Here is a 20,789-nt window from a genome sequence, read left to right as displayed (position 1 = left end):
TTACGAACCCGCGTGAAAGAGGCGATTACCGGCCGTGTCGACCCAGCAGACTTCGCAGGAGAACCCACTGGCGGGTTTCGGCCCGAACGAATGGATCGTCGAGGAGATGTACCAGCGCTACCTCGCCGATCCCTCGAGCGTCGACTCCGCCTGGCACGACTTCTTCGCCGACTACCGACCCGCGCCCGGCGCCGCCACCCCGCGTCCGGCTGACGGCAAGGCCAAGCCGGCCGCCCAGCCGGAGCCGGCCGAGCAGCAGGAGGCGGTCGCCACCGTCACCCAGCAGCCGGCCCCGGCGAAGCCGGCCCCCGCGCCGGCCAAGCCGGCCGAGAAGCCCGCCGCCAAGCCGGCGCCCGCGGCGAAGGCCGCCCCGGCCAGGCCGGCCGCCAAGGCGCCCACCGCGACCGCCGCGGGCACCACCCCGCTGCGCGGCGTGGCCGCCAAGATCGTGCAGAACATGGACGCCTCGCTGGCCGTGCCGACCGCGACCAGCGTGCGCGCGGTCCCGGCCAAGCTGCTGGTGGACAACCGCATCGTGATCAACAACCATCTCGCCCGCGGGCGCGGTGGCAAGGTCAGCTTCACCCACCTGATCGGGTACGCGCTGGTCCGGGCGCTGGTCGAGCACCCGGAGATGAACAACTCCTTCGCCGAGGTCGACGGCAAGCCGGCGATGGTCCGCCCGGAGCACGTCAACCTGGGCATCGCGATCGACCTGACCAAGCCGGACGGCTCGCGCAACCTGGTGGTCCCGTCCATCAAGGGCTGCGAGCAGATGGACTTCCGGCAGTTCTGGCAGGCGTACGAGGACGTGGTCCGGCGCGCCCGCCGCAACGAGCTGACCATGGAGGACTACGCCGGCACCACGATCTCGCTGACCAACCCGGGCGGCATCGGCACCGTGCACTCGATCCCGCGGCTGATGCAGGGCCAGAGCGCCATCATCGGCGTCGGCGCGATGGAGTACCCGGCGCCGTACCAGGGCATGAGCGAGGCCACCCTGGCCGAGCTGGCGGTCAGCAAGATCATCACGCTGACCAGCACCTACGACCACCGGATCATCCAGGGCGCGCAGTCCGGCGAGTTCCTCAAGGTGATGCACGAGCTGCTGCTCGGCGAGCGTGGCTTCTACGACCAGATCTTCACCTCGCTGCGGATCCCCTACGAGCCGGTGCGCTGGGTCCGCGACGTGGCCGTCGACTCCGAGGGCCAGATCAACAAGACCGCGCGGGTGCACGAGCTGATCCACGCGTACCGGGTGCGCGGCCACCTGATGGCCGACACCGACCCGCTCGAGTTCAAGATCCGCAAGCACCCCGACCTGGACGTCCTCCAGCACGGGCTGACCCTGTGGGACCTGGACCGGACCTTCCCGGTCAACGGCTTCGCCGGCAAGCAGCGGATGAAGCTGCGCGAGATCCTCGGCGTGCTGCGCGACTCGTACTGCCGCCGGGTGGGCATCGAGTACATGCACATCCAGGACCCGGAGGAGCGGCGCTGGATCCAGGAGCGGATCGAGCGCAAGTACGAGAAGCCCGACCCGGACGAGCAGAAGCACGTGCTCAACCGGCTCAACGCCGCCGAGGCGTTCGAGACCTTCCTGCAGACCAAGTACGTCGGGCAGAAGCGGTTCTCGCTGGAGGGCGGCGAGTCGCTGATCCCGCTGCTCGGCGAGATCCTGGAGTCGTCCGCCGAGGGCGGGCTCGACGAGGTCGTCATCGGCATGGCCCACCGCGGCCGGCTCAACGTGCTCGCCAACATCGTCGGCAAGCCGTACGAGAAGATCTTCTCGGAGTTCGAGGGGCACCTGGACCCGCGCTCGACGCAGGGCTCCGGCGACGTGAAGTACCACCTCGGCCAGAACGGCAAGTTCACCACCCCGGGCGGCGACCACTCGGTCAAGGTCTCGCTGGTGGCGAACCCGTCGCACCTGGAGGCGGTGGACCCGGTGCTGGAGGGCATCGTCCGGGCCAAGCAGGACCGGATCGACCTCAAGCTGGAGGGCTACACCGTGCTGCCGCTGGCGGTCCACGGTGATGCCGCCTTCGCCGGCCAGGGCGTGGTCGCCGAGACGCTCAACCTCTCCCAACTGCGCGGGTACCGCACCGGCGGCACCGTGCACGTGGTGGTCAACAACCAGGTCGGCTTCACCACCGCCCCGGAGTACAGCCGCTCCAGCCTCTACAGCACCGACGTGGCCCGGATGATCCAGGCGCCGATCTTCCACGTCAACGGCGACGACCCCGAGGCCGTGGTGCGGGTGGCCCGGCTGGCCTTCGAGTACCGGCAGGCGTTCAACAAGGACGTCGTGATCGACATGGTCTGCTACCGGCGGCGCGGGCACAACGAGGGCGACGACCCGTCGATGTCCAACCCCCAGATGTACAAGATCATCGACTCGAAGCGCTCGGTGCGCAAGCTCTACACCGAGGAGCTGATCGGGCGAGGTGACATCACCGTGGAGGACGCGGAGGAGCTGCTGCGCGACTACCAGTCGCAGCTGGAGCGGGTCTTCAAGGCCACCCGGGACGCCGCCACCACCCCGCGCCAGCTCAGCCGGCCAGCCCGGCAGGAGGAGCCGGAGCCGATCGTGGAGACGGCCACCGACGCCGCCGTGGTCAAGGCGATCGGCGAGGCGCACGTCAACCTGCCGGACGGCTTCACCCCGCACAAGCGGATCCAGCAGCTGCTCGACAAGCGGGCGAAGATGTCCGTCGAGGGCAACATCGACTGGGGCTACGGCGAGATCATCGCCTTCGGCGCGCTGCTGCACGACGGGGTCACCGTCCGGCTCGCCGGGCAGGACTCCCGCCGCGGCACCTTCGTCCAGCGGCACGCCTCGGTGGTCGACGCGAAGACCGGCGACGACTACCTGCCGCTGAAGTCGCTCACCGGGGACGGCGAGCGGTCCCGGTTCTTCGTACACGACTCGCTGCTGTCCGAGTACGCCGCGATGGGCTTCGAGTACGGCTACTCGGTCGAGAACGTCAACGCGCTGGTCTGCTGGGAGGCCCAGTTCGGTGACTTCGTCAACGGCGCCCAGTCGGTGATCGACGAGTTCGTCTCCTCGGGCGAGGTGAAGTGGGGCCAGCGCTCCGCCGTCACCCTGCTGCTGCCGCACGGCCTCGAGGGCCAGGGCCCGGACCACACCTCCGGCCGCCCGGAGCGGTTCCTCCAGCTCTGCGCCGAGGACAACATGCGGGTGGCCATCCCGACCACCCCGGCGAACTACTTCCACCTGCTGCGCCGCCAGGCCCTGTCGCCGAAGCGCAAGCCGCTGGTGGTGTTCACGCCGAAGTCGCTGCTGCGGCACAAGCTCTGCGTCTCCCCGGTGGAGGACTTCACCACCGGCACCTTCCAGCCGGTGCTGCGGGACACCGCCGCCCCGGCGCCGGAGCAGGTGAAGCGGGTGCTGCTCTGCTCGGGCAAGGTCTACTACGACCTGTTCCAGGCCCGGGCCGAGCGGGGCGTCACCGACACCGCGATCATCCGGATGGAGCAGCTCTACCCGTTGCCGGTCGAGGAGATCCGGGCCGCCCTGGCGCAGTACCCGAACGCCGAGGACTTCGCCTGGGTGCAGGAGGAGCCGGCCAACCAGGGCGCCTGGTCGTTCGTCGCGCTCAACCTGCTGGAGCACCTGACCGACGTCCGGCTGCGCCGCATCTCCCGCCCCGCCGCCGCCGCCCCGGCGGGCGGCTCGGCGAAGATGCACGAGGTCGAGCAGAGGGCGCTGATCGAGGCGGCCCTCCCCCGCCCGTGACCTGACCGCACCGCCAGCGGCGGGGCAGCGACCGTACGACGGCCGCTGCCCCGCCGCATGTGGTGACCCCGTTTTCGAGAGGACACACCGATGTACTTCACCGACCGCGGCATCGAGGAACTGGTCGAGCGCCGGGGCGACGAGCAGGTCAGCCTGGAGTGGCTGGGCGAGCGCCTGCGCGACTTCGTCGACCTGAACCCGGAGTTCGAAACCCCGATCGAGCGCTTCGCGACCTGGCTCGCCCGCCTCGACGACGAGGACGAGGACTGAGCGTTTGACGCGGGGCTGCCCCGTCGCGTCCACTGGAGAGCAGCGCCCCGCGTCCCACCACGGCCCGCCGGGGGGTACGCCGCCGGACGACAGGGAGGCGGAAGTGGACCTCGAGACCCGCAAGCCGCCGCAGGACGCGGTGACCGTCCGCCGCCTGCGCCTCGGCATCGGTTCCGTCGGCATCGCGCTGCCGGTCGTGCTGGTGGTCGGTCACCTCGTCGCCACCCGACATCTGACGCTGCTCGACTCGCTCAGCGGCTACTACCACACCGAGATGCGGGACGTCTTCGTCGGCGCGCTCTGCGCCGTCGGGGTGTTCCTCATCAGCTACCGGCACCGCTGGCCGGACGACGCGCTGAGCACGGTCGCCGGGGTGCTGGCGATCGCGGTGGCCCTCTTCCCCACCACGGTCGGCGCGCCGGCCGGCACCACGAGCGGCACCGACCGGACGATCGGCGTGGTGCACCAGGCCGCCGCCGCGGCGCTGTTCCTGCTCCTCGCCGCCTTCTGCCTGTTCCTCTTCACCAGGCCGGACCGGGCCGGCCTGCCCCCGTCGCGGTCGGCGAACCGGGTCTACCGCGCCTGCGGCCTGCTCATCCTGGCCGCGATCACGCTCGCGCTGGCGAGCACGGCGCTGCCCGCGGACGTACGTCACACGGTCAAGCCGGTGCTCTGGTGCGAGACCGTCGCCGTCCTCGCCTTCGGCGCCGCGTGGGTGGCGAAGAGCGACGCCCTCTTCCGCTCGGCCGACCTCCCGGACGGACCGCCGGCAGCCGAAGGGTCCGGCCACACCGGTACGCCGGCGGCACCGGCCCGATCCTGATCGACCGGGTCGGTGGGCCCAGGCACCAGGACCCGGGCGCGGGCTACGGCGATCTTGTAGCGTGGTCCTCGTGGCCCGCAGCGTCTACGTGACCAGCGTGGGGTCCGGCGGTGGGAAGTCGACCATCGCCCTCGGCCTCGCCGAGCTCCTCTCCCGGCAGGTGGAACGGATCGGCACGTTCCGGCCGCTGGTCGCCGGCGCCGGCACCGACCCGATCCTCGCCCTGCTCACCGACCGCTACCGGGTCGACCTCCCGGTGGCCGAGCTGTCCGGCAGCACGTACGCGGAGGCGACGGCCCTGGTCGCGGACGGCCGGCGGGAGGAGCTGATCTCCCGGATCGTGGCCCGCTACCGGGACGTCGAGCGGCGCTGCCCGGCGATGGTCGTGGTGGGCAGCGACTTCGCCGACGGGGACGGCGCCGGCCCGCGCGAGCTGGCCTTCAACGCCCGGCTGGCCACCGAGTTCGGCAGCGTGGTGGTGCCCGTGGTGGACGGCTTCGGTCAGCAGCCGGAGGCGATCGCGGCGGCGGCCCGCGGGGCGTACCACGACCTGGAGGACCTGGGCGCGACCGTGCTGGCCGTGATCGCCAACCGGGTGCCCGGCCCGATGACCCTCCCCGAGCTGCCTGTCCCCACGTACGCGATCCCGGAGGTGCCGACCGTGTCGGCGCCGACGGTGGCCGAGGTGGCGGCGGCCCTCGGCGCCACCCTGCTGGCCGGCGACGACGCCGCGCTCGACCGGGACGTGCTCGACTACGTGGTGGGCGCCGCCCACGTGCCGACCCTGCTCGACCACCTGACCGAGGGCGCGCTGGTGATCACCCCGGGCGACCGGGCCGACCTGCTGGTGGCGGCGAGCGCCGCGCACGTCGCCGGTCTGGTCTCGGTGGCCGGGCTGGTGCTCACCCTCGGCGAGCAGCCCGACCCGCGGGCGATGCGGCTGGTCGAGGGGCTGAACACCGGTCTCGCGGTGCTCTCGGTGACCAGCGACAGCTACGACACCGTGGCCGCGTCCAGCCGGATCGAGGGCCGCCCGAGCGTCGACAACCCGCGCAAGGTCGAGGCCGCGCTCGGCGCCTTCGAACGCTGCGTGGACACCGTCGACCTGGCCCGCCGGCTGCGGGTCAGCCGCGCCGAGCGGGTCACCCCGCTGATGTTCTCCAACGCCCTGATCGACCGGGCCCGGGCGAACCGTCGCCGGCTGGTGCTGCCGGAGGGCGCCGAGGAGCGGATCCTGCGCGCGGCGGAGATCCTGCTGCGCCGGGGCGTCGCCGACCTGACCCTGCTCGGCCGCCCCGATGACATCGCCCGGCGCACCCGGGAGCTGGGCATCGACATCGGGGACGCCCAGGTGGTCGACCCGGTCACCAGCGGCTGGCGGGACGAGTTCGCCGCCGAGTACGCGAAGCTGCGCGCCCACCGGGGCCTCACCGTCGAGCTGGCCCACGACGTCGTGGCGCAGCCCAACTACTTCGGCACCATGATGGTGCACACCGGCCACGCCGACGGCATGGTCTCCGGGGCCACCCACACCACCGCCGCCACCATCCGCCCGGCCTTCGAGATCATCCGTACCGTGCCGGGCGTCTCGGTCGCCTCCAGCGTCTTCTTCATGCTGCTCGCCGACCGGGTGCTGGTCTACGGGGACTGCGCGGTCAACCGCGATCCGGACGCCGCCCAGCTCGCCGACATCGCCATCTCGTCGGCCGACACCGCGGCACGGTTCGGCATCGAGCCGCGGGTGGCGATGCTGTCGTACTCGACCGGCAGCTCGGGCGCCGGCGCCGACGTGGAGAAGGTCGCGGCGGCCACCAAGCTGGTCCGCGAGCGCCGGCCGGAGCTGCTGGTGGAGGGCCCGATCCAGTACGACGCGGCGATCGATCCGCAGGTCGCGGCCACGAAGCTGCCGGACAGCCCGGTGGCCGGACGGGCCACGGTCTTCATCTTCCCGGACCTGAACACCGGCAACAACACGTACAAGGCGGTGCAGCGCTCGGCCGGCGCCCTGGCGGTCGGCCCGGTGATGCAGGGCCTGCGCCGGCCGGTCAACGACCTGTCCCGGGGCGCGACCGTCCCGGACATCGTCAACACCGTCGCCATCACCGCCATCCAGGCCGCCGCCGAGGAGTCGTCATGAGCCGGGTGTTGGTCCTCAACTGCGGATCCTCGTCGGTCAAGTACCGCCTCTACGACGACGAGGACGTCCGCGACAAGGGCACGGTGGAGCGGGTCGGCGAGCCGGGTGGCGGCGCGGCCGACCACGAGACCGCGGTCCGGGAGATCCTCGCCCGGCTGGACCTGACCGGGCTGGAGGCGGTGGGGCACCGGGTGGTGCACGGCGGCCGGACGTTCACCGAACCGATGCTGATCGACGACGCCGTGCTGGCCGCGATCGAGGATCTGGTGCCGCTCGCGCCGCTGCACAACCCGGCGAACCTGGCCGGCATCCGGGTGGCCCGTGAGTCGCTGCCGGACGTCCCGCAGGTCGCCGTCTTCGACACCGCGTTCCATCACACCCTGCCCGAGGCCGCCGCCACCTACGCCATCGACCGGGACATCGCCGAGCGGTACGGCGTCCGGCGCTACGGCTTCCACGGGACCTCGCACGCGTACGTCTCCCGGCGCACCGCGGAGCTGCTCGGCCGGCCGTACGAGGAGGTCAACGTCATCACCCTGCACCTGGGCAACGGGGCCAGCGCCTGCGCGATCCAGGGTGGCCGGAGCGTGGCCACCTCGATGGGGATGTCCCCGCTGGAGGGCCTGGTGATGGGCACTCGCAGCGGCGACGTCGACCCGACGGTCATCTTCCACCTGCGCCGGGAGGGCGGGATGACCGTCGACGACATCGACGACCTGCTCAACCACCGCAGCGGCCTGCTCGGCCTGACCGGGGCCAACGACATGCGCGAGGTGCTGGCCCGGCGGGACGCCGGGGACGCCGCCGCGGCGCTCGCCTTCGACGTCTACCGCCGTCGGATCACCGGGTACGTCGGTGCGTACTACGCCCTGCTCGGGCGGGTCGACGCGGTGACCTTCACCGCCGGGGTCGGCGAGCACGCCGCGCCGGTCCGGGCCGCCGCGCTGGCCGGGCTGGACCGGCTCGGCATCACCGTGGACCCCGCCCGCAACGACGCCAGCGGCGACCGGGTGATCTCGCCGGACGGGGCCGAGGTGACGGTCTGCGTCATCAGCACCGACGAGGAGCGGGAGATCGCCCGGGAAGCCCGAGCCGTGGTGGCGGCGACCCACCACTGACCCGGGGCGTGGCTCAGCCCAGCGCGAGCCAGGCGACCACGGCCACCAGCAGCACCACGACCGCCGCGCCGACGATCAGCGGGAGGCGGGACGGCGCGGCCTCCGGGGCGGTGCCCTCGGGCGTGTGGACGAAGGCGCGGAACTGCTCGGTGTTGCCGCTCGGGTCGCGGTAGTTCTCAGACATGCCGGTGACCCTAGCGAAGCCCGCCGACGCGGGTCGTACCGCCGGGCCGGTGGGGGGCGAGTCGGGCCCGGCCGGCGGAGCGGCACCGACCGGGTGGCGCCGGCAGCCGGTCCGGACGGCGGGGTCGCTGGGCCCACCCGGTCGCCTACCGTGAAACGGTGGAGGGGCAGCGGCTGGCCGCCGTGCTGGTGACGGCGCTGCTGGCGGGCTGCGGGCCGGCCACCGCCGCGACCGGCGGTCCGGGGCCCGGCGCGATCGGCGCCGCCTCCTCCGGGCACGCCCCGCAGCGGAGCTGGCCGGTCGGCGTCCGGCAGCTCACCGTCGACCCGGACGGCCCGCGACCACTCCCGGTCACCATCTGGTACCCCGCCGCCGCCCCGGCTGGCCCGGCTGGCCCGTCGACGACCGGGCCGGCGCCGATGGCCGCCGCGCCCGTCGCGGCGGGACGGTTCCCGGTCGTGGTCTACAGCCACGGGCTGCGGAGCCTCCCCGAGCTGCACGCCCCGCTGACCACCCGGTGGGCCGCCGCGGGCTTCGTGGTAGCCGCCCCGACCTATCCCCGCACCAACCTGCGCGCCCCGGACTTCACCCGGGCGGACGTCCGCAACCAGCCCGCCGACGGCTGGCGCCTGATCCGCCACCTGGTACGCCTCGACGCCCACGACGACCCGCTCGCCGGGCACCTGGCCGTCGACCGGATCGCCGCGGCCGGTCACTCGGCGGGCGGCTTCACCACTGCCGGCATGTTCACCTCCGGCCACTCGGCGCGGCTGCGCTCCGGCATCGTGCTCGCCGGGGGAGGTCTGGCCGGCAGCTTCGCCGGGCCGCCCGCGCCGCTGCTCTTCGTGCACGGCGGCGCGGACCCGATCGTCCCGGAGTCCGTCGGCCGCGCCGCGTACGCCCGGGCGACCGGGCCGGCGGCCTTCCTGAGCCTGCCCGGTCAGGGCCACGGCGAATACCTCTCCCCCGGCCACCCCGGCTTCACCCAGGTTCTCGCCACCACCACCGACTTCCTCCGCTGGACCCTCTACGACGACCGGGCGGCGCTGCACCGCCTCCCCGCCGACGCCCACCTCCCCGCCGTCACCGCGCTCACCACCCGCGCCCTCCCCGACTAGCCCCCACCGGTTATCGATGGACGCTCGCACCGCACCCGTGATCAGCGTGGCGGCGCAGATCGAGTTCAAGGAGATGTTCCCGGTCTGGATGCCCGGCCGGCCCCGGCGGGCCAAGGACGCCGCCGACGTCGCCCGCCTTCGGGCCGGCCTCCCCGGCCGGGCGGGCAGCTGAGACGACAGCTCAGGCACCGGACGATCGGTCACGCTCCGTTCGATGTCGGGCCGGCGATCCGGCGGCGCGAGGCACAATCGTCTTCATGTCCCGTCGCCGTACCTCCGTCCTGGTCGCCGCCGCCCTGCTCACCGTGGGCCTGGCCGGCTGCTCGAACGGTGCCGCACCGGCCGTGCGCAGCGTGCCGACCGCCCCGCCGAAGGCGACCACCCCGGCACCGCGGGTGCCCGCCGGGCACGCGCCCACCGAGACCTTCGCGGTCGGCGTACGGCAGCTGAAGCTGAACCGGGACGGCGACCGGCCCCTGCCGGTGACCCTCTGGTACCCGGCCCGGGGGGCGGCCGGCGGCACGCCGGAGCGCTCGGCGCCGGCCGCGACCGGCCGGTTCCCGGTGGTCATGTTCAGCCACGGCCTGGGCGCCCGCCCGGAGGACTACCAGCTGCTGCTGAGCCGCTGGGCGGCGGCGGGTTTCGTGGTGGCCGCGCCGCGGTTCCCGCATACCGGCACGGGCGGCGACGGCAACGTGCTCGACGTGCTGAACCAGCCGGCCGACGTGTCGTACGCGCTGACCCAGGTGCTCGCCCTCGACACGAAGGCCGACGATCCGCTGCGCGGGCGGCTGGACGCCGAGCGGGTGGCCGCCGCCGGGCACAGCGCCGGCGGGGTGACCACGATCGGGCTCTTCACCGCCGGCCGCGACGAGCGGCTCGACGCCGGCATCGTCTTCGCCGGGACGGCGCTCGGGGTGGGCACCGCCTTCGCCGGCGCCGCCGCGCCGCAGCTCTTCGTGCACGGCGAGGCCGACGAGGTGGTGAACTACGCCGCCGGCAAGGCGGTGTACGACGCGGTGCCCTGGCCGAAGGCCATGCTCAGCCTGCCGAAGGGCGACCACGGCCGAGCCCTGCTCACCGACGGCAAGGCGCTGCGGGTGGTCTCCGACACCACCGTCGAGTTCCTCCGCTGGACCCTCTACGGCGACGCGGAGGCCAAGGACCGCCTCCCCACCGACGCCACCCGCGGCGACCTGGCCACCCTCGACGACCACCTCTGAGCGGCCGCCGGGGGGCGGGGCGGCTCAGGCGGTGTGGTCGACGACGACCTTGCCGAAGACCTCGCCGGAGGCGAGGCGGGCGAAGGCCTCCTCGATCCGGCCGAACGGCACCACGCTGTCGACCACCGGGCGCACCTCGTGCTCGGCGCAGAACGCGAGCAGCTCGGTCAGCTCGTCCGGGGTGCCCATCGAGGTACCCAGGATCTCCAGCTGCATGGCGAAGACCCGGCGCAGGTTGACCTTGGGCTCGTACCCGGCGGTGGCGCCGGAGACGACGATCCGGGCCATCGGCGCGGCCGACTTCAGGGAGTGGTCGAAGGTCGCCGCGCCGACCGTCTCGATCACCACGTCGACCCGCTCGGGCAGCCGGGCGCCGGGTTGCAGCGCGGTCGCCCCCAGTTCGGTGATCCGCTCCCGCTTGGCGGCGTCCCGGCTGGTGGCGTACACCCGCTTGCCGAGCGCGACGCCGAGCGCGACGGCCGCGGTGGCCACGCCGCCGCCCGCCCCCTGGACCAGCACCGACTCGCCCTCGTCGACCCGGCCCCTGGTGGTGAGCATCCGCCACGCGGTCAGCCAGGCCGTGGGCAGGCACGCCGCGTCGGTCGCCGCCAGGCCGGTGGGCAGTGGCAGCAGGTTCATCCGGGGTACGGCCACCCGCTCGGCGAAGGTGCCGGCGAAGTGCTCGGAGAGGATGGACACGCCGCGGGGGTCGCCGGGGGTGGGCACCACCGGGTAGATGACCACCTCGTTGCCGTCCGGGTCGGTGCCGACCGCGTCGCAGCCGAGGATCATCGGCAGCTGGTCCGGGCCGAGCCCCACCCCGCGCAGCGACCAGAGGTCGTGGTGGTTGAGCGAGCTGGCCCGCACCTGCACGGTGATCCAGTCGTCCTGCGGGTGGGTCGGCTCGGGGCGGTCGCCGACGCTGAGCGCGGCGAGCGGGTTGTCGGCGTCGAAGCTAGAAGCAAAGGCGGCACGCATGATCGGCACGGTAACAAGCTGAGCGCCCGTTAAGAAGGGGCCCTTCCCACCAAAAGGCGATAGAAAGGGCCCCCGGTACGGCTCGGTGCCGCTCAGCGGCGGGCGACCCCGTCGCGGCGGGCCGCCTCGGCCACCGCCTCGGCGACCGCGGGGGCGACCCGCGGGTCCAGCGGAGAGGGCACGATCGCCTCGGCGGTCAGCGACTCGGCGACCACACCGGCGATCGCGTCGGCGGCGGCCACCTTCATCCCCTCGGTGATCCGGGTGGCCCGGGCGTCCAGCGCGCCCCGGAACACGCCGGGGAAGGCGAGCACGTTGTTGATCTGGTTCGGGTAGTCGCTGCGCCCGGTGGCGACCACCGCCACGTGCCGGGCGGCCACCTCCGGGTGCACCTCGGGGGTGGGGTTGGCCAGCGCGAAGACGATGCCACCGGGCGCCATCCCGGCCACCGCCGCCTCGGGGATCTGCCCGCCGGAGACGCCGACCAGGACGTCCGCGCCGCGCAGCGCCTCGGTGATGTCCCCCTGGCGGCCCTCGGCGTTCGTGATCTCCGCCAGCTCCGCCTTGGTCCCGGTCAGCTCGCGGTGCCGGCCGATGATCCCCTTGGAGTCGCAGACCACGACCTGGTCCGGGTTCACTCCCCCGGCGATCAGCATCTTGGTCACCGCCACCCCGGCCGCGCCGGCGCCGCTGACCGCCACCCGCAGGTCGCCGAGCTTCCGGTTGAGCAGGGCGGCGGCGTTGCGCAGCGCGGCCAGCACCACGATCGCGGTGCCGTGCTGGTCGTCGTGGAAGACCGGGATCGGCAGCTCCTCGTCGAGCCGGCGTTCCACCTCGAAGCAGCGCGGCGCGCTGATGTCCTCCAGGTTGATCCCGCCGAACGACGGGGCGAGCGCCTTCACCGTCGCCACGATCTCGTCCACGTCCTGGGTGTCCAGGCAGATCGGCACCGCGTCCACGCCGGCGAACTGCTTGAACAGCACCGCCTTGCCCTCCATCACCGGCAGCGCCGCGCGCGGGCCGATGTTGCCCAGGCCGAGTACGGCGGAACCGTCGGTCACCACGGCGACGGCGTGCGACACCCAGGTGTAGTCGTCGGCGAGGGCGGGGTCGGCGGCGATCGCCTCGCACACCCGGGCCACCCCGGGGGTGTACGCGAGGGAGAGGTCCTCCCGGCTGGTGAGCGGCACCGTCGAGGCGACGGCCATCTTGCCGCCGACGTGCAGCCGGAAGACGGGATCAGCGGGGTCCACGGTGGACGAAGACATTGGTGACTCCAGGATCTGTCGAGCAGACGGACCAGCCGGCTCGGGCGCGAGGTCAGCGGCGAGCGGGGCGGGCGGTGCAGGGGGTCACCCGGGCACTTTCCGAGCATAGTGGCGCACGCGGAGCGCCGATGTGAGCGGGGTCATATCCGCCGGCGGCCCACCCGGCCCGGCCGGGGCCAGTACCGGGCCACCACCCGGCCCCGGACGTCGGCCACCCCGTACGCCCGGGAGTCGTCGGCGACCAGGTCGTTGTCGCCGCGTAACCACCAACCGCCGTCCTGCGGACGGACCGCGCGCTTGACGACCAGCAGGTCGGGGCGGCTGCGGAAGACCGCGATCACGACGTCGCCGGCACGCACGGCCCGACCGCCCGTGCGTACCAGTACCGAGTCCCCGTGCCGCAGCGTCGGGACCATGGAGGGGCCGGTGACCAGGACGGTCACCAACGGGCCGCGCAGCTCGGGCGCGGCGGAGTCGCCTGTGGGGCGCATCGGGTTTCACCTCCCGCCCGCCGGGGAGCATGTCCAGGAGTAATGTCGGCTTGGATCATCGCAAACATCCCATGGAGGACCCTGATGCGCCTTCCCCGCATCCTTTCGCCCCGTGTGACCGCCAGCGCGCACTGCGACCTGCCGTGTGGCGTGTACGACCCGGCGCAGGCCCGGATCGAAGCCGAGTCGGTCAAGAAGATCTCCGAGAAGTACCAGGCGAACACCGACCCGGAGTACCGCACCCGCGCCATCATCATCAAGGAGCAGCGGGCCGAGCTGGTCAAGCACCACCTCTGGGTGCTGTGGACCGACTACTTCAAGCCGGAGCACTTCGAGAAGTACCCGAACCTGCACACGCTCTTCAACGAGGCCACCAAGCTCGCCGGCGGCAGTGGCGCCAAGGGCAGCGTGGACCCGGCCGTGGCCGACAAGCTGCTGCAGAAGATCGACGAGATCTCCAAGATCTTCTGGGAGACCAAGAAGGCGTGACCCTGGCCGCCCAGGCACCGACGATCCGGCCGGCGCGTCCCGAGGACGTGCCGGCCGTCGTCGCGATGGTGCACGAACTCGCCGAGTACGAGCGCGCCCCGGAGCAGTGCCACCTGACCGCCGAGCAGTTGACCGCCGCCCTGTTCGCGACTGCTCCAGGTCGCGGCGCGGCGTCAGACGCGCCGAGCTGGAGCAGTCGTAGCCCGGCGCCGGCGCTCTTCGGCCACGTCGCGGTGGACGACCGGGACACTCCGCTCGGCTTCGCGCTCTGGTTCCTCAACTTCTCCACCTGGGAAGGTGTGCACGGCATCTACCTGGAGGACCTCTACGTCCGCCCGGCCGCCCGGGGCACCGGGGCGGGGCGGCTGCTGCTCGCCACCCTCGCCGCGATCTGCGTCGAACGGGGCTACCGCCGGCTCGAGTGGTGGATGATCAAGTGGAATCCGGCGGCCGGCTTCTACGCGTCCATCGGGGCGGTGCAGATGGACGAGTGGGTGCCGTACCGGCTCGCCGGCCCGGCGCTGCACGGCCTCGCGGCGCAGGCCACGGCCGTGCCCCCGCAGTCGCACACCTGACCGGGTAGAGTCCCGCACCGGGGGGATGAGGCGTGACTCAACTGACCGGCCAGCCGACGACCGACGACGACGTGGTGCACCTCACCGTGCCCGCCGACGGCAGTTACCTCGGTGTGCTCCGTACCGCCACGGCAGGTCTCGCGGCCCGGCTCCAGTTCGCCCTCGACGAGATCGAGGATCTGCGCATCGCGGTGGACGAGGCGTGCGCCATGCTGCTCGCCATCGCCACCCGGAACGCCGAACTGGAGTGCCGCTTCACGGTCACCGACGACGCGCTGACCGTCGAGGTGACCGTGCCGACCGTCCGGGGCGCCACGCTCCCGTCCGAGTCGTCCTTCGCCTGGAAGGTGCTCACCGCGCTGACCACGTCGGCGGCCGCGAAGGCGGCCGACGGCCGAGCCACGATCTCGCTGCTCACCCGCCGGGCCTCCGGCTACTGACCGCGCGTCCCGCACCGCCCCCGAGGGGTGTGGGCGGCCGGGTCACTGGAAGCCGAGCGCCCGGTTGGTCGGCGGGCTGACCAGCAGGCCGGTGACGCCCAGGCCGAGGGCCATCAGCGGCAGGCCCAGCCAGCCCAGCCCGCCCTGGATCATGTACCAGCCGATCGGCAGCAGCATGAGCTGAAGCACGATGGCCGGGGCCCGGGCACCGCTCTTCCGGCGGGCCAACGCGCCGCCGAGGGCCCAGAGCGCCACCGCGCCGGCGAGCGCGAACGCCGTGACCAGCAACGCCGAGGTGAGGTGGGTCGTGGTGGCGGTGAGGTCGGACCAGATCAGCCAGACCGCGACCAGGCCGAGCGCCACCGCCTCGGCGCGCAGCAGGCGTACCGCCCAACGGAGCGTGTCGGGGATCGGCCCGGAGTCGATGGTCACGCGCGACACGATACCCGCCGGTAGGCGCGGTACAGTGCCGCCCATGCGGGCCGTCCTGGTGGTCAATCCGAAGGCCACCACCACCAGCGAACGCAGCCGGGACGTGCTGGTCCGGGCGCTGCGCAGCGAAGTCGACCTGTCGGTGCGGTACACCCGCCGACGGGGTCACGCCATGGACCTGGCCCGGGAGGCCGCCGAGGAGGGCGTCGACCTGGTGGTCACGCTGGGTGGCGACGGCACGGTCAACGAGGTGGTGAACGGCCTGATGGCGGCCGAGCCGCCGACGTTCCGGACCGGCGACACGCCGGCGGAGCGGCTGCCCGCCCTGGCCACCGTCCCCGGCGGCTCGACGAACGTCTTCGCCCGGGCGCTGGGGCTGCCCCGGGAATGGCCGGAGGGGACCAGCATGATCCTGGAGGGGCTGCGCCTGGGCCGCTCCCGGACGATCGGCCTGGGCCGGGCGGACGACCGGTACTTCACGTTCTGCGCCGGCTTCGGCGTCGACGCCGCGGTGATCCACCGGGTCGAGCGGGCCCGGCGGAAGGGACGGGTCTCCTCGCCCGGGCTCTATGTGCGGTCGACCCTCGGCCAGTACTTCTTCGGCTCCGACCGCCGGCACCCGGCGATCAGCCTGGAACGCCCCGGCGAGCAGCCCGAGGCCGAGCTGGCGACCGTCATCATCCAGAACACCGCACCGTGGACGTATCTGGGCGAGCGCGAGATCAACCCGAACCCGGACGCCTCGTTCGACCTCGGCCTGGACGTGCTGGCGATGCGTCAGCTCCGGGTCGCCAGTACGGCACGGATCGTGACCCAGTCCTTCTCCCGGAAGCCCGATCCGCGCGGCCGTCAGGTGCTACGGCTGCACGACGTGGCGGAGTTCACCCTGCTCTCGGCCCGTCCCCAGGCTTTTCAGCTCGACGGGGACTACCTGGGAGAGCGGGAGAAAGTTAGATTCACATCCGTTCCGGCCGCACTGAGAGTAATCTGCTAGGTCTCGGGTACTCCCGTCGGTTGACGTGGTCGCCCACCGCCAGCCGCGGTGACCGCCACACCCGAGGGGTAGGTGCCGGAAATGTCAGCAATGTCACGCGCACTGTACTATATTGATCCTCGACTGTGGCACGCCGGGTAACCAGAGCGCTCTGAAACCCGGACAAAAGGGTGGTGAGCTCGCTCACTGCTCGGAGTTTTTCCGAGTGGCACCCTTGACATCGCGGCAGTTCGTGAAAGTATTCACAAGCGAACTTGAGTTACCGGGACATTGCCTGGATATGCTCGGCAGGTTGAGCTGTTCCAGCAGGTCCAGGGGCCCGCAGCCTGCTCACGCAGTGCCGAATTGATGGACGCTGACCGTCACCAATCGGCAATGCGGATGCATATAAGAAAAGCACGAAGCGATATCTGCCACCCATCCAGAATGAGGAGTGTTGCCGCCATGGACTGGCGTCACCATGCTGTCTGCCGCGACGAGGACCCGGAGCTGTTCTTCCCGATCGGGACGTCCGGTCCGGCTCTCCTGCAGGTCGAGCAGGCCAAGGCCGTCTGCCGGCGCTGCTCCGTGACCGACGAGTGCCTGAAGTGGGCGCTCGAGTCCGGTCAGGATGCCGGCGTCTGGGGCGGGATGAGCGAAGAGGAGCGCCGTGCGGTCAAGCGCCGCGGCGGTCTCCGGGTGCTGCGCGCTCACTCCGCCTGACCACACCGCACAAGCTGAACGCCCCGGCAGGGTCACCCGCCGGGGCGTTGTGCTGTTCGGGTCCGGCGGCGCGACTCGTCGACCACGTGGCGTCGACCCGACGAAGCACCAGATCGGCGAGGTCGGGGGCGTCGGTGAGCGGGGCGGCCACCGCCGTCGCGCCGGCGTCCCGGGCCGCCGCCAGCACCGCGTCGTGGAACAGGCCCGGAGCCAGGAAGTAGGCGGCCACCGCGACCCGCCGGGCGCCCGCCGCGCGCAACTTCGCCACCGCGACGCCGGCCGCCGGGGACGCCGCCGAGGCGTACGACACCCGGCAGGGCACCCCCAGCCGCGCCCCGAGGGCCGCCGCCACCCGGCCCACCGAGCCACGCGCCCGCGCGTCCCGGGTGCCCGCCGCGGCCAGCACCAGGGCGTCCACCGGTCCGGGCTCGACCTCGGCCAGCCGTCGCCGCAGCCCGGTCAGCAGCGCGGCGTCCACCACCCCGTCCGCCGGTCCCAGCACGTCGGTGATCCGGACGTCCATCGGCGGCCCCGACTCCCGGGCGGCGGCGACCGCCGCCGGGATGTCGACCTTCCGGTGGTAGGCGGCGGTCAGCAGCAGCGGGACCAGCACCGCCCGGGGATGTCCCGCGGCGGCGAGCTCACGCAGCACGCCGGTCGGCCCGGGCTCGGTGTGGTCCAGCCAGCTCGGCAGCACCGTCGTCCCGGGACGGGCCGCCTCGACGGCCCGGGCCAGCGCACGGGTCGCCTCGGCGGCGCGCGGATCGCGACTGCCGTGCGCGACCAGGACCACCGGGGCGGACCCGACGACCGCCCCGGCGCCCGCCGAGGTCACACGTGCAGGCCGCACTCGGTCTTCTCGAACATGGCCCACCGGCCGGCCCGTGGGTCCTCCCCCGCCTTCGTGCGCCGGGTGCAGGGCCAGCAGCCGATCGAGCCGTAGCCGCGGCTGAGCAGCTCGTTGACGGGGATGTCGTAGCGGGAGATGTAGGCGTCCACGTCGCGCTGGGTCCAGGTCGCGATCGGGTTCACCTTGACCTTGCCGCGCCGGGCGTCGAAGGTCACCACCGGCGTGTTGGCCCGGGTCGGGGACTCGTCCCGACGCAGCCCCGCGGCCCAGGCGTCGTACCCGGTCAGGGCCCGCTCCAGCGGCTCGACCTTGCGCAGCTGGCAGCAGTCGTCCGGGGACCGGTTGAACAGCCGGGGGCCGTACTGGCCGTCCTGCTGCCCGACGGTCATCCGGGGACGGATCGAGCGGACGTTCACCGGCAGCCGGCGGGCCACCTCGTCGCGGACCCGCAGCGTCTCCGGGAAGTGCAGCCCGGTGTCCAGGAAGACCACGTCCACCCCGGGCGCGACCCGGGAGACCAGGTGCGCGAGCACCCCGTCCGCCATCGAGCTGGTCACGCAGAAGCGGTCGCCGAAGGTCTCGGCGGCCCAACGGGCGATCTCCAGCGCCGGGGCACCCTCCAGCTCCCGCCCGGCCGCCTCGGCCAGCGCGCGCAGCTCCTCCGGGTCGCGGCGCCGCGGGTCGGCCGGTGCCGGGCCGCCCACGCCGACCAGGCCCAGGTTGGTGGCGGAGACCAGACTCATCGGGCCACCGCCCTGCCGAGCAGGCCGGTGAACTTCACGGTGAAGACCCGGGCGCAGGCGTGGCACTCCCAGGCGCCGTGCCCGGCCTCGCTCGGCCGCAGGTTCTCCTCACCGCAGTACGGGCAGTAGAGAGGCGCGGAACGGGCGTCACTCATCGCAACTCCTCCTCGTCGGCCCTGATCACCCAGTTGGCGAACGTCTCACCCTCGATCCGGCCGGCCAGGTAGCGGCGGGCCAGCCGTTCCACGTACTCCGGAAGCTCCTCGGCGGTGGTCTTCAGGCCACGCAGCTTGCGGCCGAAGCCGGCGGTCTGCCCCTCGGCCATGCCGAGGCCACCGCCCAGGTGCACCTGGAAGCCCTCCACCTGGCGGCCGTCCGGACCGACCACCAGCTGGCCCTTCAGCCCGATGTCGGCGACCTGGGTCCGGGCGCAGGCGTTCGGGCAGCCGTTGAGGTGGATGGAGATGTCGGCGTCGAAGTCGCGCAGCCGCTCCTCCAGCCGGGCCACCAGCTCCTCGCCGCGGGCCTTCGTCTCGACGATGGCCAGCTTGCAGAACTCGATTCCCGTGCAGGCCATGGTGCCGCGCCGCCAGGCCGACGGCCGGGCCTCCAGGCCGATCCGGCGCAGCGCCGCGACCAGCGACTCCGTCCGCTCCGGCGCCACGTCGAGGACCAGCAGCTTCTGGTACGGGGTGAGCCGAACCCGGTCGCTGCCGTGCGCCTCGACCACGTCGGCCAGCTCGGCGAGCTGCCCGCCGGAGACCCGCCCGACCACCGGGGCGGCCCCCACGTAGTGCCGCCCGTCGCGCTGCCGGTGCACGCCGATGTGGTCGACCGGCTTGCTCGGCAGCTCCGGCGCCGGGCCGTCGAGCAGGGTCCGGCCCAGGTACTCCTTCTCCAGCACCTCGCGGAACTTCGCCACGCCCCAGTCGGCGACCAGGAACTTCAGCCGGGCCCGGTTGCGCAGCCGGCGGTAGCCGTAGTCGCGGAAGATGCCGACCACGCCGGCCCAGACGTCCGGCACCTCGGCCAGCGGCACCCACACGCCGAGCCGCTTGGCCAGCATCGGGTTGGTGGACAGGCCGCCGCCGACCCAGACGTCGAAACCGGGGCCGTGCTCCGGGTGGTCCACGCCGAGGAAGGCGACGTCGTTCGCCTCGTACGGGGTGTCGACCAGCCAGGAGATCGAGGTCTTGAACTTGCGGGGCAGGTTGGAGAACTGCTTGTCGCCGACGTACCGGCTCACGATCTCGTCGATCGCCGGGGTCGGGTCGACCAGCTCGGCCTCGGCCACCCCGGCGACCGGGCTGCCGAGCACGATGCGCGGGCAGTCGCCGCACGCCTCGGTGGTCTGCAGGCCGACCGCCTCCAGCCGGCGCCAGATCTCCGGCATGTCCTCGACCCGGATCCAATGGAACTGGACGTTCTGCCGGTCGGTGATGTCGGCGGTGTCCCGGGCGAACTCCCGGGAGATGTCGGCGATGACCCGGAGCTGGGTCAGGGTCAGCTGGCCGCCGTCGACCCGGACCCGGAGCATGAAGAACTCGTCCTCCAGCTCGTGCGGCTCCAGCACCGCCGTACGGCCGCCGTCGATGCCGGCCTTGCGCTGGGTGTAGAGGCCCCACCAGCGGAACCGGCCGCGCAGGTCCTGCGGGTCGATGGAGGCGAAGCCCCGGTGGGCGTAGATGGTCTCGATCCGGGCCCGGACGTTCAGCGGATCGTCGTCCTTCTTGATCCGCTCGTTGGCGTTGAGCGGCTCGCGGTGACCGAGCGCCCACTGCCCCTCCCCGCGCGGACGGCGGGCGGCCCGGGCGGCGGGGGCCGCCGGGGTCTCGGGCCGGGTCGGGGTGCTGCTGACCGCCATCGCGGCGTCCTCCGATGTCTGCTGTGCCTGGACGCGGACGCGGCGGCCGGCCCCTCATGAGGGCCGTGGACGGCGATGTCTTCGACGGCCGGCGCGACTACGCGCCCGAGACGGATGGGTCGGGCGTCGTCAGTTGGCCGGACAGATCGCGCTGCGCACGCGGCCGTAATCGACGTGGCGACGGGCCACGAAGCGGCGGACGACAGCGGCGGTCATGAGTGCCATGCTCCCACACCCCCGGTTGACCGGCCAATGACCGCGTGTGTGATCCCACATCACGGACCGCCCGTCCCCGGGTGCTACCGTGCCGCGCCCTCGGTCGGCGGCGGG

General features: G+C 72.9%; 22 protein-coding genes. 13 read left to right on the top strand and 9 right to left on the bottom strand.

The features are described from left to right. The first annotated feature begins 34 nt into the window (after positions 1-34). The 5 genes from ACFOYX_RS21080 (at position 35) to ACFOYX_RS21060 (ending at position 8,108) form a co-directional block, all read left to right on the top strand. On the top strand, positions 35-3,760 hold the full coding sequence (locus ACFOYX_RS21080; protein ID WP_322441285.1) for a multifunctional oxoglutarate decarboxylase/oxoglutarate dehydrogenase thiamine pyrophosphate-binding subunit/dihydrolipoyllysine-residue succinyltransferase subunit: 3,726 nt from the start codon (positions 35-37) through the stop codon (positions 3,758-3,760). A gap of 90 nt (positions 3,761-3,850) precedes the next feature. Further along, the gene (locus ACFOYX_RS21075; protein ID WP_091570976.1) at positions 3,851-4,030 is read left to right on the top strand and encodes a DUF6104 family protein; all 180 of its coding nucleotides are present in this window, start codon (positions 3,851-3,853) and stop codon (positions 4,028-4,030) included. 103 nt (positions 4,031-4,133) lie between these two features. After that, complete coding sequence (locus ACFOYX_RS21070) at positions 4,134-4,853, top strand: DUF998 domain-containing protein (RefSeq protein WP_322441284.1); 720 nt, start codon at positions 4,134-4,136, stop codon at positions 4,851-4,853. Positions 4,854-4,923: 70 nt separating this feature from the next. Next, positions 4,924-6,990 (top strand): phosphate acetyltransferase, encoded by a 2,067-nt coding sequence (gene pta, locus ACFOYX_RS21065; protein WP_375373507.1) that lies wholly within the window; start codon positions 4,924-4,926, stop codon positions 6,988-6,990. Further along, positions 6,987-8,108, top strand: coding sequence for an acetate kinase (locus ACFOYX_RS21060; RefSeq protein WP_322441283.1), 1,122 nt, complete (start codon positions 6,987-6,989; stop codon positions 8,106-8,108). The genes pta and ACFOYX_RS21060 overlap by 4 nt, the downstream gene beginning before the upstream one ends. A gap of 13 nt (positions 8,109-8,121) precedes the next feature. Here ACFOYX_RS21060 and ACFOYX_RS21055 read toward each other — a convergent pair whose 3' ends face one another. Next, complete coding sequence (locus ACFOYX_RS21055) at positions 8,122-8,292, bottom strand: hypothetical protein (RefSeq protein WP_322441282.1); 171 nt, start codon at positions 8,290-8,292, stop codon at positions 8,122-8,124. A gap of 158 nt (positions 8,293-8,450) precedes the next feature. Here ACFOYX_RS21055 and ACFOYX_RS21050 point away from each other — a divergent pair, with 158 nt between their 5' ends. From ACFOYX_RS21050 to ACFOYX_RS21040, 3 genes are all read left to right on the top strand, one after another. After that, positions 8,451-9,410 (top strand): alpha/beta hydrolase, encoded by a 960-nt coding sequence (locus tag ACFOYX_RS21050; protein WP_322441281.1) that lies wholly within the window; start codon positions 8,451-8,453, stop codon positions 9,408-9,410. Between the two features lie 16 nt (positions 9,411-9,426). Next, on the top strand, positions 9,427-9,582 hold the full coding sequence (locus ACFOYX_RS21045; protein WP_322441280.1) for a hypothetical protein: 156 nt from the start codon (positions 9,427-9,429) through the stop codon (positions 9,580-9,582). An 85-nt stretch (positions 9,583-9,667) separates the two neighbouring features. Further along, positions 9,668-10,633, top strand: coding sequence for a chlorophyllase (locus ACFOYX_RS21040; RefSeq protein WP_322441279.1), 966 nt, complete (start codon positions 9,668-9,670; stop codon positions 10,631-10,633). 24 nt (positions 10,634-10,657) lie between these two features. Here ACFOYX_RS21040 and ACFOYX_RS21035 read toward each other — a convergent pair whose 3' ends face one another. From ACFOYX_RS21035 to ACFOYX_RS21025, 3 genes are all read right to left on the bottom strand, one after another. Next, the gene (locus tag ACFOYX_RS21035; protein ID WP_322441278.1) at positions 10,658-11,620 is read right to left on the bottom strand and encodes a zinc-binding dehydrogenase; all 963 of its coding nucleotides are present in this window, start codon (positions 11,618-11,620) and stop codon (positions 10,658-10,660) included. Positions 11,621-11,703: 83 nt separating this feature from the next. Beyond that, positions 11,704-12,879, bottom strand: coding sequence for an NADP-dependent malic enzyme (locus ACFOYX_RS21030; protein ID WP_322441277.1), 1,176 nt, complete (start codon positions 12,877-12,879; stop codon positions 11,704-11,706). 140 nt (positions 12,880-13,019) lie between these two features. Continuing rightward, entirely contained in the window at positions 13,020-13,370 is a 351-nt protein-coding gene (locus ACFOYX_RS21025; RefSeq protein WP_109804410.1) for a S24/S26 family peptidase, read from the bottom strand. 84 nt (positions 13,371-13,454) lie between these two features. Between ACFOYX_RS21025 and sodN the strand changes: the two genes are divergently transcribed. The 3 genes from sodN to ACFOYX_RS21010 all read left to right on the top strand — a co-directional run bounded on the left by sodN (position 13,455) and on the right by ACFOYX_RS21010 (position 14,874). Beyond that, complete coding sequence (gene sodN, locus ACFOYX_RS21020; RefSeq protein WP_109804409.1) at positions 13,455-13,859, top strand: superoxide dismutase, Ni; 405 nt, start codon at positions 13,455-13,457, stop codon at positions 13,857-13,859. Between the two features lie 65 nt (positions 13,860-13,924). After that, entirely contained in the window at positions 13,925-14,434 is a 510-nt protein-coding gene (locus tag ACFOYX_RS21015) for a GNAT family N-acetyltransferase (protein WP_109804413.1), read from the top strand. Between the two features lie 32 nt (positions 14,435-14,466). Then, positions 14,467-14,874 (top strand): ATP-binding protein, encoded by a 408-nt coding sequence (locus ACFOYX_RS21010; protein ID WP_109804408.1) that lies wholly within the window; start codon positions 14,467-14,469, stop codon positions 14,872-14,874. A gap of 42 nt (positions 14,875-14,916) precedes the next feature. Here the strand turns inward: ACFOYX_RS21010 and ACFOYX_RS21005 are convergent, their stop codons facing one another. Further along, positions 14,917-15,306, bottom strand: a complete 390-nt coding sequence (locus ACFOYX_RS21005; protein ID WP_322441276.1) for a hypothetical protein — start codon at positions 15,304-15,306, stop codon at positions 14,917-14,919. A 43-nt stretch (positions 15,307-15,349) separates the two neighbouring features. On the opposite strand from ACFOYX_RS21005, the gene ACFOYX_RS21000 reads away from it, so the two are divergent. Continuing rightward, positions 15,350-16,300 (top strand): diacylglycerol kinase family protein, encoded by a 951-nt coding sequence (locus ACFOYX_RS21000; protein ID WP_109804406.1) that lies wholly within the window; start codon positions 15,350-15,352, stop codon positions 16,298-16,300. Between the two features lie 444 nt (positions 16,301-16,744). Next, positions 16,745-17,002, top strand: coding sequence for a WhiB family transcriptional regulator (locus tag ACFOYX_RS20995; protein ID WP_089012725.1), 258 nt, complete (start codon positions 16,745-16,747; stop codon positions 17,000-17,002). Here ACFOYX_RS20995 and ACFOYX_RS20990 read toward each other — a convergent pair. Genes ACFOYX_RS20990 through ACFOYX_RS20975 form a run of 4 tightly spaced genes read right to left on the bottom strand, consistent with a single transcriptional unit; the run spans position 16,956 to position 20,459 of the window. Beyond that, positions 16,956-17,852 carry a sirohydrochlorin chelatase gene (locus tag ACFOYX_RS20990; protein ID WP_377534252.1) on the bottom strand — a complete coding sequence of 299 codons (897 nt, stop codon included), beginning with the start codon at positions 17,850-17,852 and terminating at the stop codon, positions 16,956-16,958. The genes ACFOYX_RS20995 and ACFOYX_RS20990 overlap by 47 nt on opposite strands. Then, positions 17,834-18,595 (bottom strand): phosphoadenylyl-sulfate reductase, encoded by a 762-nt coding sequence (locus tag ACFOYX_RS20985; RefSeq protein ID WP_322441275.1) that lies wholly within the window; start codon positions 18,593-18,595, stop codon positions 17,834-17,836. The genes ACFOYX_RS20990 and ACFOYX_RS20985 overlap by 19 nt, the downstream gene beginning before the upstream one ends. Further along, the gene (locus ACFOYX_RS20980; RefSeq protein WP_322441274.1) at positions 18,592-18,750 is read right to left on the bottom strand and encodes a hypothetical protein; all 159 of its coding nucleotides are present in this window, start codon (positions 18,748-18,750) and stop codon (positions 18,592-18,594) included. The genes ACFOYX_RS20985 and ACFOYX_RS20980 overlap by 4 nt, the downstream gene beginning before the upstream one ends. Beyond that, entirely contained in the window at positions 18,747-20,459 is a 1,713-nt protein-coding gene (locus ACFOYX_RS20975) for a nitrite/sulfite reductase (RefSeq protein WP_322441273.1), read from the bottom strand. Before ACFOYX_RS20975 ends, ACFOYX_RS20980 begins: the two co-directional genes overlap by 4 nt. Positions 20,460-20,789: the final 330 nt, after the last annotated feature.

The organism is Micromonospora sp. GCM10011541, from assembly GCF_042650725.1.
Lineage (GTDB): Bacteria > Actinomycetota > Actinomycetes > Mycobacteriales > Micromonosporaceae > Micromonospora > Micromonospora sicca.
Note: the sequence above shows the minus strand (reverse complement) of the source record. Positions and strands in the feature narration are given on the sequence as shown.